The sequence below is a fragment of the Levilactobacillus spicheri DSM 15429 genome, from assembly GCF_001435095.1.
Taxonomy (GTDB): Bacteria; Bacillota; Bacilli; order Lactobacillales; family Lactobacillaceae; genus Levilactobacillus; species Levilactobacillus spicheri.
In genome coordinates this window covers 342,009-354,777 of the sequence record NZ_AZFC01000035.1, presented here as the reverse complement: position 1 = coordinate 354,777, position 12,769 = coordinate 342,009, and the positions used below count along the sequence as shown (strand labels likewise).

The 12,769-nt window shown below is 54.8% G+C and carries 13 protein-coding genes, 1 tRNA gene and 1 riboswitch; of the genes, 6 read left to right on the top strand and 8 right to left on the bottom strand.

Features of this window, described 5'->3' with window-relative positions; genetic code table 11:
* The first annotated feature begins 164 nt into the window (after window positions 1–164).
* The 3 genes from FD37_RS10455 to FD37_RS10445 all read left to right on the top strand — a co-directional run bounded on the left by FD37_RS10455 (window position 165) and on the right by FD37_RS10445 (window position 1,951).
* Window positions 165–662, top strand: a complete 498-nt coding sequence (locus FD37_RS10455) for a GNAT family N-acetyltransferase (protein WP_056965197.1) — start codon at window positions 165–167, stop codon at window positions 660–662.
* 248 nt (window positions 663–910) lie between these two features.
* Complete coding sequence (locus tag FD37_RS10450; protein ID WP_045806421.1) at window positions 911–1,501, top strand: pentapeptide repeat-containing protein; 591 nt, start codon at window positions 911–913, stop codon at window positions 1,499–1,501.
* Window positions 1,502–1,570: 69 nt separating this feature from the next.
* Complete coding sequence (locus FD37_RS10445) at window positions 1,571–1,951, top strand: hypothetical protein (RefSeq protein ID WP_056965195.1); 381 nt, start codon at window positions 1,571–1,573, stop codon at window positions 1,949–1,951.
* 57 nt (window positions 1,952–2,008) lie between these two features.
* Here FD37_RS10445 and yaaA read toward each other — a convergent pair whose 3' ends face one another.
* Window positions 2,009–2,764, bottom strand: coding sequence for a peroxide stress protein YaaA (yaaA, locus tag FD37_RS10440; RefSeq protein ID WP_056965193.1), 756 nt, complete (start codon window positions 2,762–2,764; stop codon window positions 2,009–2,011).
* Between the two features lie 210 nt (window positions 2,765–2,974).
* Between yaaA and FD37_RS10435 the strand changes: the two genes are divergently transcribed.
* Both FD37_RS10435 and FD37_RS13225 read left to right on the top strand, forming a co-directional pair.
* Window positions 2,975–3,274 (top strand): hypothetical protein, encoded by a 300-nt coding sequence (locus FD37_RS10435; RefSeq protein ID WP_056965191.1) that lies wholly within the window; start codon window positions 2,975–2,977, stop codon window positions 3,272–3,274.
* Window positions 3,275–3,563: 289 nt separating this feature from the next.
* Complete coding sequence (locus tag FD37_RS13225) at window positions 3,564–3,650, top strand: type I toxin-antitoxin system Fst family toxin (protein WP_147007766.1); 87 nt, start codon at window positions 3,564–3,566, stop codon at window positions 3,648–3,650.
* A gap of 471 nt (window positions 3,651–4,121) precedes the next feature.
* Here the strand turns inward: FD37_RS13225 and FD37_RS10430 are convergent, their stop codons facing one another.
* The 7 genes from FD37_RS10430 to FD37_RS12850 all read right to left on the bottom strand — a co-directional run bounded on the left by FD37_RS10430 (window position 4,122) and on the right by FD37_RS12850 (window position 11,649).
* Complete coding sequence (locus FD37_RS10430; protein WP_082605179.1) at window positions 4,122–4,994, bottom strand: hypothetical protein; 873 nt, start codon at window positions 4,992–4,994, stop codon at window positions 4,122–4,124.
* Between the two features lie 1,539 nt (window positions 4,995–6,533).
* Window positions 6,534–6,606, bottom strand: a tRNA-Ala gene (locus FD37_RS10425).
* A 137-nt stretch (window positions 6,607–6,743) separates the two neighbouring features.
* Window positions 6,744–7,109 (bottom strand): hypothetical protein, encoded by a 366-nt coding sequence (locus FD37_RS10420; RefSeq protein WP_056965188.1) that lies wholly within the window; start codon window positions 7,107–7,109, stop codon window positions 6,744–6,746.
* Between the two features lie 25 nt (window positions 7,110–7,134).
* Entirely contained in the window at window positions 7,135–8,352 is a 1,218-nt protein-coding gene (locus FD37_RS10415) for an ABC transporter permease (protein WP_056965186.1), read from the bottom strand.
* Window positions 8,345–9,241, bottom strand: a complete 897-nt coding sequence (locus FD37_RS10410; RefSeq protein WP_056965184.1) for an ABC transporter ATP-binding protein — start codon at window positions 9,239–9,241, stop codon at window positions 8,345–8,347. Before FD37_RS10410 ends, FD37_RS10415 begins: the two co-directional genes overlap by 8 nt.
* 506 nt (window positions 9,242–9,747) lie before the next feature.
* Entirely contained in the window at window positions 9,748–11,127 is a 1,380-nt protein-coding gene (locus FD37_RS10405; protein WP_056965183.1) for a nucleobase:cation symporter-2 family protein, read from the bottom strand.
* A 116-nt stretch (window positions 11,128–11,243) separates the two neighbouring features.
* A riboswitch (purine riboswitch) is annotated at window positions 11,244–11,342 on the bottom strand.
* A gap of 151 nt (window positions 11,343–11,493) precedes the next feature.
* Window positions 11,494–11,649 carry a hypothetical protein gene (locus FD37_RS12850; protein ID WP_156153278.1) on the bottom strand — a complete coding sequence of 52 codons (156 nt, stop codon included), beginning with the start codon at window positions 11,647–11,649 and terminating at the stop codon, window positions 11,494–11,496.
* A gap of 92 nt (window positions 11,650–11,741) precedes the next feature.
* On the opposite strand from FD37_RS12850, the gene FD37_RS10400 reads away from it, so the two are divergent.
* Window positions 11,742–12,716: an asparaginase gene (locus FD37_RS10400; RefSeq protein WP_045807253.1), complete on the top strand. Its 975-nt coding sequence runs from the start codon at window positions 11,742–11,744 to the stop codon at window positions 12,714–12,716.
* Window positions 12,717–12,769 lie beyond the last annotated feature (53 nt).

The following is a 12,769-nucleotide window of genomic DNA, read 5'->3' as shown; positions in this document are numbered from 1 at the left end:
TCGATTCGGCGAACAATTGGCCCGTTTGAGAGCGGTTATGGCGGAAAAGCCCCCTGAAGGGTGTGAAATAGACCCGATGACGGGGCTTAGGTAACAGGCCGGTGTGACGTGGTCAGAAGGGGCCCGGCGTTCTATAATAGGGGCTCATAAGGGAGCTGATAGAGATGAGCATCACATTTGAAAACGCCCGGCACGCGGATCTGCCACGCATCGTGGCCATTTATAATGAAATTATTCCCAGTCGTCTGGCGACCGCGGACCTGGAACCCGTGACCGTGGCGGCACGGGAGGCCTGGTTCGCCAGTTTCGATCCGGCGACCCGGCCGCTGTGGGTCCTGCGTCAGGCGGGCACCATCGTGGGCTGGGTCAGCCTGGAGTCCTTCTATGGGCGCCCGGCGTACAGCCACACCGCCGAGATCAGCATCTACCTCGACGCGGCCTGTCGCCATCAGGGGGTGGGGCAACAGGCGCTGGACTTCGTCTTTGGGCAGTTGGCCCGTTTAGACCTGGACCGCATCGTGGCGTTTATCTTCAGCCATAACCTCCCCAGTCAGGGCTTGTTCAAGAAAAATGGCTTCACCACGTGGGGGCACCTGCCCGACGTGGCCCTGATGGACGGCCAATTGCGCAGCCTGGATATCCTGGGACGACACTTCGCGTAGCGCCGAGGGCAAGCATGCTTAACGGCCCCGGCCCCGTTTGCCGGCTCACGAAGCCCGAGCTGCCGGGATTTTCTAAAAATATCATGAGAAAATCGGCGCCGAACGGCCACTGAGGCGGCCGCTGGCTTCCGTTCACGCCAATCCCAGCACCTAGGCGGCGAATTCGGCCGTCATCTCGATGAGAAGGGTCACAGGCAACGGACCAAGGAAATGGGTATACTCGAAAGAAAAAACGGGAGTGACGCAAGATGATTCAGCACCAGACGCTTGATTTAACGGACTTAGACCCCTATGAAACCTACGAGGACTGCCAATTCACGGTCCCCAGCGTGCCCGCCAAAGTGACCGACGTGACCCTGAAGCGGTGCCGCTTTACGGGTGCGCTGGACGGAACGGAGTGGCTCGACTGCACCTTGCAAGACCTTGACCTGGCCAATCGCAGCTGGGCCAACGGGGTGCTGTACCGCTGCACCTTTCAGGCCTGCAACCTGCTGGGGACGAACTTTCTGGGGAGCACCTGGAAACACACCCAACTGGTGGGCTGTCGGGGCGACTACCTGAACCTCAGCGGGGCGCGTCTGACGGCCTGTGGCGCCCAGGAGACCAGCCTGCGGGAGGCGGCGTTGCGCGACGTGACCGTCACCCAGGGCTTCGTGGCCGACCGGTGCGACCTGGAGCAGGCCAGCTTCTGGGGCAGCGACCTGGCCGGGGTGGACCTGGCGACCAGCACGTTCGAGCGACTGGAGGTGGATGCCGACGCGGCCCGGTTGAAGGGCCTGGTGCTCAACGCGTATCAGGCCGCCAGCGTGCTCAGTCTGTTCGGTGTCAAGATTAAGTAAGTTTCGGTGCCCCGGGTTTGGCCGCCAGCCCGTGTATACTAGCTCCTGACATGAAGGGAGCGATTCGGGATGGAGATTGGGGCGTTAGCGGATTGGGCCGAGGCCGGCGCGGAACTGTTGGCGGTGTGCGTGGCGTTGTTCATGCCGTACTACACGGCGTACAAGGCGAAAAAACACCGGCAACGCAACTTGCAGTTGGTCTTGCAACGGCTGGTGCAGGCGGTATTGGAGGGGCAACCGGACAGCTTGAAGACCCTCGACATCTTTTTGAAGATCTCGTTTTTAAGCAACGAGGATGCCAACAATGACGAGCTCCTCCTGACCGGCAATCAGGTCGTGGCCCTCTACGCGGATCAGACGCTGTCGGCCGCGGCCCGGCAAGCACGGGTGGTCCAGCTGATGGCGCAGGTGCAGTTGCCGGTGACGGTTAAGGCGCCAACGAAAAATTAAATTAAACGACAAAACGGGTCCGCCGGAGAATTTTCCGGGGGGGACCCGTTTTGCGCTCTAAGGCGTGACTTCGCGATGAATGAAGACCAGGCGCGTTGACGTGGAGCGGTCGGCGGCGAAGCGGTAGTCCGGGTGGTCAAAGGCGGCAATCTGGGCCGGGTCCGTGACCTGGTGCTCGGCCAGGTAGCGGACCATCGCGCCCCGGGCCATCTTGGCCAACGTGGCCTTGGTCTTGAGTTTTCCGGCGACCAGGCTGGCGAAGACGACGGTAATGAAGGGCTGCTGGGGCGCGAGGTAGGGGGTGATGGCCTTGGCGTACTCCTGGGAGGCCAGGTTGATGATGGGCTCGGCGGGCTTGCCGAGGGCCTGGTACAGCTGTTCGCCCCAAAAGGCGTACAGGTTGGGCGCTCCAGCGACCGCCAACTTGGCCTGCATCTCGAGGCGGTACGGGACGACACCGTCGAAGGGCCGCAGGATGCCGTAGAATCCCGAGAGAATCCGCAGGTTTTGGCGGACGTAGTCGAGGGCCGGGGCGGTGAAGAGGTCGGGGGCCATGGACTGGTATTGAAGGCCGCGATAGCTGAGAAGGGCCGGGGTGAGGTGGTGGGTCAGGTCCAGCTCCTGTAACCAGTCATAGTTGGGCCGGGCCAGGCGGTCGCTACAGTGCCACAGCTGCTTAGCCTGGTCGTAGGTGAGCTGTTGAAGCCGCGCCAGCACCGTGCGCGTCTGGTCCAGGTAGGTCGGCAGCGCCGCGACCGGGAAGGTATCGGTGTCGACGACCATCTTTTTAGCGGAGGCAATGATAATCTTCATGGAAAGGGTCCTTTCTGGCGGAAGTTAGCCTTAGCCTACCATATTTGGGCGCGATGATGCGAAAATGAGGATGCGCAGTTGCCAAATCTTGAAGGACGCAAGTTGACCTCAGAAAGTGAGGGGCAGGGCTTTAGTGAAGGATTGTCCAGAAAATGACGACGCAGTAGAATGAACCTATCGTCACTGGAACGATTAAGGGGATGGGACAGTATGGATGTAGAAATGCGCAACGCAACGACCGGCGACGTGAAACGGTGCAAGGTGGGCAAGAGTTGGACGGCGTTATTTTGGGGCTCTTTGGTCCCTCTGTACCGGAAGGACTGGGCGTGGGGGGTGCCGCTGTTGCTGACGCAGGTGATTTTTGGATCCATGAGTTTAGTGGCCGGCCTCATGGTGAACGTGGTGCTGTTTGGCATTTATAATCAGTACTACATTGAAGGCCTGACGAAACGGGGGTATCGGCGGGTGACCACTGGAGAAGAGCGGGGGCGGAATGCTAACGACCGGTAGTTGGGGATACGGGGTCATGGCAGAACCATCCTGTTACGGAGAGACGATTGGTGAAACGTCTATCGGATACCTTGTGGATTCGTGAAATGAAGCAGAAATATAAAAAAGGACTCGACTACTAGCGATAGTCGAGTCCTTTGATGTGTCTAATGCTTCAATACCTTTTCGCAAGGTCATTATAGCATGAAAAGAAATCCTGTACACGTATCATGTTTAGGACGACTAGGAAACTAGATTGATTGAATGAGGTGCTATTCACGGTACACGTTTCGTTATTGTTTAGAAGGGTGTGTTTCAAAATCTTTTTGCGCCACTTGTTGTTGGCATCCTAATCGCCTTATTTACGGACTGGTTAGACCGTAGGCGGCATAGGTAGTATTAGGCGACAACTAACCCACCCGTTTATAGCAAATTACATTGATCCATAAAAAAGCCCCTGACTACTGGAATAGTCAAGGGCTTTGGTGAATCCAATGGTACAATCTTTTTTTGTGCCATTAGTATATCACAACTGAGAGATATCTCAATTGTGATAGGCCCTAATGGGTAAAATAAAAACTGCTAGCCGTTAAGCTAACAGTTGAATATCCCTACCACCGCTGATTGATTTATTGTTCTGTGAATGCCATTTTGAATGCCATTGAATGCCATAAAATGATATTCAATAATTATGTGGTAAATCATAAACGCCGTAATCACAACGCTTTGAAGCCTATTATTTATCTCTAAAGACACTAAAATGGATCCTACCGGAAGTAGTTTCAAGACGGGCTCTAATATTGTCATTATTGTTCGTCACTCTAAAAATAAGTTTTGAAAAAATATAAGGTACTGGGTAGGCTAAGCGTTATTTAGCCAAAAACAATGCATAATTATCTCGGGTACCAGCATACGTGTTAATTTTCCACGGATAGCCACTTTTGGCAGAACTAATACCTGTCCCATCATTCATATAAATTCCTAACTTATAACCGTCATTAATTAAAGCAGAAATTTTTTTCTGTGTGTATCCATTCTTCACCAGAACAGCATTCACACTTTTGGCTTTAGCCGCATTGGTCTTTACCACTGGATTTTCAAGGATATTGTAAATATTCTCAGTATAGGTAAAACTGGTTGCCCTTTGCTTATGGCTCAACGCGGTTAAGTTAATAACATCGTTATATCCTGTCATAGTCATAACCGTGTTCCCAACAAATTGACCCGCTCCACGGCGAGAAAGATCTAAACTAATCTTTGCATTAGGGAAATATTTCAGAATAGCCCGCGATAACTTCTGCGATTTATCTGAATTAAGGTACTTAATATAACTGCTGTCGTTCTTGAATGAACTGAGCTTCTTAGAAATGGCGGGGGCAACATAGCCATGCCAAACATACCCTGACACTTTGTTACCGGTAACCTTGTAGTACACTTTTCCGTTACGCTTAAACGATTTTTTAACGTACCAAGAGGTATATTGATAATTCTTAATATTATGCAATTTTTTGGTGAAACTCTTATTCCAGATATAGCCGTTTTTCTTAGTATTCGTGTAGTAGAGTGGTGCAGCGTCATCCTTTGGTGCTGACCATGCATACTTACTAGTTTTCCCATAATTCCACGGGTATGATTTAACTGTTTTAGCACTTGCTGTAGTCGTCCCCGCAGTAAATCCAATCCCTGCAACTGCTCCTAGCAGCATGAGAGCAGCGGCGTATTTGTGTGTTAACTTTTTCATGTAGTTACCCCCTAATATATGTGTGGTACACAAGTAGTGTAACTCTGCTGAGCGTAAATTAAAAACCATCCCCTGAATAAGAAAGATGGTTGGTGGTTGACCTATTTTAAAATTGCCTTGACTGCCAAAATGATGAAAGCCAAGGCAAAACAGATGACGGTTAGTGTATTCATGGCTCGTTTACTCATTGTGGTGCCCCCCTCAGAGTGCCGGTTTACCTATCTAAAAATTAGATTGTAGAGGTTTGTCAGTAGGGACAGGGAACTAACCGCAATAGCCACATATAGCAAAGCAGTTATCTTTTTACTTTCCATTGTGATACCCCCTTAGTGCGTCTTATAGATCTATGGCCGGGCATTTTAGAATAACCGTAGTACCAGCAGAACTAGCATGAGAGTTACACCAACACCAGTGGCAATTTCAGTGCGCTTTTCGTAGTCTATTTTCTTTTGCTTATTCATGTCGTACCACCTTAACTAAGTTGCGTACTGCTAAGCCTAGTCCGATAACGGAAATGGCTAGTGCAGCAATAGTGATAATGTGTGTTAGATTACTCATATTATTTCAACATCCCCAGAACGCGCAATAACCAATAGCAGCTATTAAATCCAAAGAGCACCAATGCAATGGCCCAACATATCCGGTTTCCTTTTTCACTCATATAAACTCACTCCCTGCCACTATGATACAGCTAGGTGAGGTGATATGTAACCCCTGAACAAAGCCTCTGCCGGTAATACCGAACGTGTACGCAGAATACGCCTCAGCGGTGTGGGGGATGATTATCGGTGCAGCAATTGAACCCCTGCAGTGGCAGTGATAAAATTAAGGTACACGAACACAAGCGGTTGTCAGCCGCCTGTGTCAGTTCTCAGAAGAACCTTGAAGCTATTTGGTAAAGTGTTGCTAATCCTGTGAGTAATTGTAGTACCCACATTATTAAGCCTGGCCAGTAGCCTTGAGGTTTTTCTTTACGGTGCCTCTGACACCTCTTAAATGCTTGCTGCAGTAGGGTGTAACTATAATTAGGACATCCCCGCAGCAGGCCGTATAATATAGATGTGGTGTTTCCAGCCTTTGCTAAAATCTCCTAATATATTACCCTTTATGCATTGTGGTGTTGAATGCTCTGCCCGAGTGGATCGAGTAGGGCATTTTATTTACCCTGAGAAGTGCAGGGGATGACTACGGCGCTAGGATTTTTTCGTTAGGTCATCCCGGCTGCGGGTAGTATAATTAAGGCATAGCCAACAACATTAAAAACTTAATAGTAATACCACGTCTAACACACGTAGAAGCCAAAGCTCTGCCCGAACGGTTCGGGTGGGGCTTTTTTGTATTATCTGAGAGCAAAATAAAAACTGCCAGCTATTTCAGCTAACAGTTTCATCGCCCTGCCGAGCGTGTGCTTCCTAAAGTGGTTGTTATATTGGTTGTTATTGGTTGTTATTTTATGACAGTCAGTGATTTTTCTACTTAGGTAGAACGCCATTATATCAACGTTTTCACCACTTATTTTTACCCCTAGATACACAAAAATGGATCCTACCGGATTTGAACCGACGACCTCCTGCATGCGAAGCAGGCGCTCTCCCAACTGAGCTAAGGACCCAAAAAGATTACATAATTAAGTATAGCACTTTCAGGTCAAAAGTTAATCGGAAATTTCACGAGACCGGTCATTTTACTAAAAAAATGACCGCGCGATGCCCCCAACGGGCGCCCACGCGGTCGTTCAGACTTGTTTTTTTAATGGCGACTACTCCGGTGCGTGCCGGAGCCGTGATCCTTGACCACGTGCCGCTTGAACTTGGGACCGGTCGCGTCGGGCACGAACTTGAAGTGCCGCAGCCGGCCGGCGTAGGGCTGACCCTGCAGCCGGACCGTGGTCCAGCCCCGCATAGCCCGGGCCATCTCGGCCGTGGCCGTGACCAGGTCGGGCCGGTGTTCCGCCTGAGCCGCCTCACGCAGGTCACCGGTCAGCCGGTTGACCAGATTCTCGTGGTAGTCCAGCAGCTCCTGCGTCAGCGGGGCGCTCCGGTAGCTGTTAAACAACTTTTGAACCTCGCGGAGCGCGTCCTCCACGTTGCTGGGCTGATAATACCGTTCGGACATGTTCAGTCCTCCTTTCAGGCTGTTCCTACGCGCGGTGGCGTCGGAACAGGTGTTGCCAAATATTTTCACTGTCGGTCTGCAGCATCAACCGCTGGTATTGGTGGCCGATGCCCCAGCTCAGGAGGGCGACCGTGACCAGGGCGATGACCAGCGACAGCCACTGGGTCCCCAGGCCTACTGTCCCGTTGATGATGCGCATCGGCATGAAGTACGAGGAAAGAAACGGGATATAGGACATGATCTTCACCGGCAACGCGTCCAGGTTGTTCTGGAACGGGAAGGTGGCGAAGAAGCCGACCATTCCCAGCATGACCACCGGCTGGGCGGCCTTGGAGGCGTCCTCGGCCTTGGCGACCAGCGCGCCACTGTAGGCGGCCAGCAGGGTGAAGAGCACCACCCCGATGAAGAGGTAAACCAGGTTCAGGTTCAAGAGGTTGTGCAAGACACCGTTGATCAGGGCCTGGTACTGGCCAATCAGCGCGTGCAGGTGGGGCCGACTTAGCGCCCAGGCGTAGAAGGCCCAACCACCCAGCAGGTAGATCACGATTTGGGTGATGATCACCAGCAGGATCCCGGTGATCTTCCCCACGAAGTAGCTGGTGGCGGTGGTACTGGAGAAGATGATCTCCATGATCTTGGTGCCCTTTTCCGAGGCGATCTCCTGGGCGGTGATCGAGGCGTAGGTGATCAGGATGATGTAGATCATGGTGACAATCAGCCAAAACGAGATGGTCTTGGCGAGGTTGGCGGTCCCGGTCCCGGCCGCGATGTGCTGCTTCAGCTGCGGCGTGCGTTGGAGCAGCGCCCGTTGCTTGGCCGAGAGCTTGGCGTCTTGGTCGTTGACCGCCTGTTGGGTGGTGGTCAGGTAATTTTGGACCTGGGCCTGCACGCCCTTACTCAGGGCCTTGTTCCCATGATAGTCGGCGCGCAGCTGGTGCTGCCGGGTGGTCAGGACTAGGTAGCCCGCCAGGTGGTTGGCTTTCAGGGCCTTTTTTGCCGCGGCGACCGTGGTGACCTTGGCGTTGACGTCGGTCGGGTGCTGGGCGATGAAGTTGCGCCGCAGCGTCGCGTTCGTGCCGACCACGGCGATTTCCTGACTGCTGCTGGCGCTATTGGCGCTGACGTAGCTGATGCCGACGGTCAGACCCAACATCAGGAAGGGGCCGATGACCATGAAGAAGAAGCTCCAGGACTTGATCTGCCGCAGATAGGTCTCGGCGGTAACAATCCAGGTTTTAAGCATGGCCTTCACCCACTTTCATCCGGAAAATCTCATCGAGAGTCGGCGGCTGTTGGCTGAACTCCTCGATGTAGTGACCGTTCGTCAGGCTGGCGAAGATGGCCGGTCCCGCGGCGGGGTCGCTCAGATGGAGGCGAAATTGCCCCGGTTGCCGGGGCGTGACCTGGGCCACACCAGGCAGGTTCGCCAAGCGTTGGGCCGACCAATCGGTGGTCACGAACAGCTCGGTCTTGCCGAACTGGTTGCGGACCTCCTGGAGGGTCCCGTGTAAAACGACGTTGCCGGTCCGCAGCATCACCAGCTGGTCGCACAACTCGGTGACGTTTTCCATGTCGTGACTCGAGAAGATGATGGCCGCGCCGCGTTGTTTGGCGTCTAAGATGGCGCGCTTGAGCAGGTCGGCGTTGACCGGGTCCAGGCCGCTAAAGGGCTCGTCGAGAATCAGCAGGTCCGGCTGGTGGATCAGCGTGCAGATCAGCTGGACCTTCTGCTGGTTCCCCTTGGACAACGAGCTGATCTTACTCTTGCGGGTCCCCTTAACGGCGAAGCGGGCCAGCCAGTCGTCGATTTGCGGCCGGATGACCTTGGCGGACTGGCCCTTGAGCCGCGCGAGGTAGACGATCTGCTGCTCGATGGTCAGCTTGGCCATCAGGCTGCGCTCCTCGGGAAGGTAGCCGATGCGGTCGAAGTCCTGGGCGGTAAAGGCGTGGTCCTGCCAGGTGATGCTGCCTTGATAGGTGATAAAGTTGAGAATGCTGTGAAAGGTCGTGGATTTACCAGCTCCGTTTTGCCCGATCAGACCCAGTATCTGGCCGTCGGGCACGTCGAAGCTGACGTCGTTGAGGGCTTGAACGTCCCCAAAACGCTTGCGAATGTGCTGAATACTTAACATTGCGGCGTAAACTCCTTCATAAGACTTGAATGGTTCCATTATACGAGAGTTCTTTTCGCAAACCAACCCAGGCGCCGCCGCGTACGCAATTTCGGTCAAAATCGACGGGAAACCTGGGGGAACGGAACCGGGAAACAAAAAAGAGCCCGCGAACGGACTCTTACTAGCTAGAGATTGTTGGAGGGGAGCTGGTTCAAACTGACCGCAAGTGGCATCCATGAAAACTTGCTAATTGATTGAGAATTATGACTTGGCATGTAAAGAATCAGGTGCCTGCAGTGACGTTGCCAGATTGTCCCGTTTATGCCGGACACCAGCCCGGATGAGCGAAACAGAGGCGACTTGATGGTCGTGGTGAAATTGATGTTGGTCGGGGTACTTTCCCGGCCTACATCAAGGCCGAGTTCTGGAGACCTGTGTGGGTTTCACAGGGCTTCAGAATCGGGTCCACCACGACCATCTTGCTCGCCGGCGTGGAGCGCGGGAATCATCTATCTAAACAGATTCTACTCATGGTGTGCCGTGTGCTTAGCTTGAGCGTCGCTGTTGATTTGCGCCTGCGCGGGTTTGGCCGCGGGCCGCATGTTGAAGATGACGTTCAGGATGACGGCGGAGAAGCTCCCGATGACCACCCCGTTGTTCATGATGATCTGCAGGGACTGCGGCAGGTCTTGGAAAATCTGCGGGTAGACCGTGACGCCTAACCCCAGGCCAATCGAAATGGCGGAGACCAGCAGGTTATTGTTGTCCTTGAAATCGACCTGTTGCAGCATCCGAATCCCTTGGACCCCGACCATCCCGAACATGACGATCATCGCGCCCCCCAGGACGGGGTCGGGAATCACCGTGGCCAGGGCCCCAATCTTGGGTAACAGCCCCAGCAGTAACAGGAACAGCGCGGAGAAGTAGATGGGCTTACGCGTCTTGACCCCGGACAGCTGCACGACCCCGACGTTTTCCGAGAAGGTCGAGTAGGGGAAGGTGTTGAAGAGCCCGCCTAAGATGACGGCAATCCCCTCGGCCCGGTAGCCGCGTTTGAGGTCGGCCTCTTCGATCTTCCGGCCGGTGATCTCTCCTAAGGCGAAGAAGACCCCGGTGGATTCGACCATGGTGGTCAGCGAGACCAGAATCATGGTCAGGATCGAGGACCACTCGAACTTGGGCGTCCCGAAGTAGAAGAACTGGGGCATGTGGAACCAGCTGGCCTGGCTGACGGCGCTCAGGTCGACCATGCCCATCCAGCTCGCGATGACCGTGCCAATCAGGATCCCCAGCAGGATGGCCAGCGACTTCATGAAGCCCTTGGCAAACGCGTTGAGTCCCAGGATGATGGCCATGGTCAGAAAGCCGATCAACAGGAACTTGAGGTTCCCGAAGTCCTTCGACGCCACGTTGCCGCCGCCCAGGTCCTGGAAGCCCACGGGAATCAGGGTGAACCCGATGATGGTGATCAACGACCCGGTAACGACCGGCGGAAACAGATTTTTAATCTTAGAGAACCAGCCGGCGCTGAGGAAGACGAAGATGCCGGCTCCGATGATGGCCCCGTACATGGTCCCGACGCCGTAGTTGCGGCCAATCGCGGAGAGCGGGGTCACGGCCTGGACCGCACACCCCAAGACCACGGGCAGGGCGATCCCGGTCAAGCGGGTCCGTTTTAACTGCAGTAAGGTCGCCACCCCACACATGAAGATGTCCGCGCTGATCAGGTAGGCCATCTGCATGGCGTTAAAGTGCAGCGCGCCCCCAATCAAGAGGGGCACCAGAACGTCACCAGAGTACATGGCCAACAGGTGCTGAAACCCAAGAATGGCGGCCTGCCACGTGGAAAGTGACGGCCCCTGGTTCGGTGCTGAGACGGGTGTTGCGGACTTACTGGACTGCAAGATACTTCCTCCTTTAGGATAACGGCCTATGGCGGGGGACAACAAAAAACCACCCCCTGGCAAAAAGGGGGTGGTGGTCACTCGGCCGATGAACTCTTTTCATCGGCAAAAAGAGTGTCAGTCCTCAATTTGCTTATAGTCCAGGGTTTACGGCCCTGGGTAGAAACTCGCCAACCATATTTTGGCATTATATAGGCAATTACGATTTTTTTAGGTAACTTGAATGGTCCTTACTTTAGCACGGCCGGTGGGAAATAACAACCCGGATTCGGGGGATGTAACGATTTGGTAAAACGTCCCGCAAACTGTCGAGAACGGTTACATGCCCGTGCCGACGGGCCAAGTCACTTTGGGGCGGGGCGGCCGTTATTTTTTGATGCGCCGCCACAATTTTTTACAGCCACTGGCGAACAGGGCCATCAACGGCCCCCAGCTGGCGAGCCCCCCGGAAGAACTGTACTTCTTGGGGTGCACTTCGGGACCGGGTTTATAGTACCCGTCATGGGTTGGTTTTTGCGGCATCCTCACCGACTCCTTTCCAAACTCTCCCTTAAATTTTACCGCAAGTAGGGTACAATATGGGTAACTAATTTTAAGAGGGGAAGTTGGCTGCTATGAAGAAGATTCTGGCGATTCATACCGGGGGAACCATTTCGATGTCGCAAAACGACAAGGGGGAGGTCGTGCCCAGCGCGCACAACCCGATTGCCGCCCAGACCACCATTCTGGCGGGCCGGGTGCAACTGATCACCGACGAGCTGTTCAACCTGCCGTCGCCCCACGTGACGCCGGCGCGGATGCTCGAGATTCAGCAACGCATCGTCCGGGCCGAGGCGGCGGGCATCGACGGGGTGGTCATCACCCACGGGACCGATACCCTGGAGGAGACGGCGTACTTCTTGGACCTGACGCTGCCCAACACGATTCCTGTGGTGGTGACCGGCGCTATGCGCTCCTCCAATCAGGTGGGGTCGGACGGCCTGTACAATTTCCAGTCCGCCATCGAGGTGGCGGCGGCCGACGCGTCCCGGGACAAGGGGGTCTTGGTCGTGATGAACGACGAGATTCACACCGCCCGCTACGTGACCAAGACCCACACCACCAACGTGGCGACGTTCCGGACGCCGACCTTTGGCCCCATCGGGTTGATCGCCCACGGCACGCCGACCTACTTTCAACAACTGATCCAGCAGACCACCTGTGACATCGATCACGTGGTCGATGGGGTGTACCTGCTGAAGGCTTACGCGGGGATGGACGGCACCTTCTTCGATGCCTTGGCGAACGACCGGACCCGCGGGCTCGTGATCGAGGGCCTGGGCGCGGGCAACCTGCCGCCTCAGACCCTGCCGAGCGTTCAGCGGTTGCTGGACCGGCAGATTCCCATCGTGCTGGTCTCCCGGTGCTATAACGGGGTGGCCGAGGACATTTACGACTACCAGGGCGGCGGCATCGAGCTGCGGAAGATGGGCCTGCACCTATGTCAGGGCCTGAACGGGCAAAAGGCCCGCATCAAGCTGCTCGTGGGCCTGAGTGCCGGCCTGCAGGGGCCGCAACTGGCCGATTTTCTCCGCACCGCCGTTTCTTAGGGGGATTTCAACGCCCTGGCGAGCTATTTTCGTGATTATATGGTAGAATTTTC

Excerpts from the sequence above, each read along its gene's own strand:
- FD37_RS10455 (WP_056965197.1), top strand. The coding sequence starts at position 165 with ATGAGCATCACATTTGAAAACGCCCGGCACGCGGATCTGCCACGCATC.
- FD37_RS10450 (WP_045806421.1), top strand. The coding sequence starts at position 911 with ATGATTCAGCACCAGACGCTTGATTTAACGGACTTAGACCCCTATGAA.
- FD37_RS10445 (WP_056965195.1), top strand. The coding sequence starts at position 1,571 with ATGGAGATTGGGGCGTTAGCGGATTGGGCCGAGGCCGGCGCGGAACTG.
- yaaA (WP_056965193.1), bottom strand. The coding sequence starts at position 2,764 with ATGAAGATTATCATTGCCTCCGCTAAAAAGATGGTCGTCGACACCGAT.
- FD37_RS10435 (WP_056965191.1), top strand. The coding sequence starts at position 2,975 with ATGGATGTAGAAATGCGCAACGCAACGACCGGCGACGTGAAACGGTGC.
- FD37_RS10430 (WP_082605179.1), bottom strand. The coding sequence starts at position 4,994 with ATGAAAAAGTTAACACACAAATACGCCGCTGCTCTCATGCTGCTAGGA.
- FD37_RS10420 (WP_056965188.1), bottom strand. The coding sequence starts at position 7,109 with ATGTCCGAACGGTATTATCAGCCCAGCAACGTGGAGGACGCGCTCCGC.
- FD37_RS10415 (WP_056965186.1), bottom strand. The coding sequence starts at position 8,352 with ATGCTTAAAACCTGGATTGTTACCGCCGAGACCTATCTGCGGCAGATC.
- FD37_RS10410 (WP_056965184.1), bottom strand. The coding sequence starts at position 9,241 with ATGTTAAGTATTCAGCACATTCGCAAGCGTTTTGGGGACGTTCAAGCC.
- FD37_RS12850 (WP_156153278.1), bottom strand. The coding sequence starts at position 11,649 with ATGCCGCAAAAACCAACCCATGACGGGTACTATAAACCCGGTCCCGAA.
- FD37_RS10400 (WP_045807253.1), top strand. The coding sequence starts at position 11,742 with ATGAAGAAGATTCTGGCGATTCATACCGGGGGAACCATTTCGATGTCG.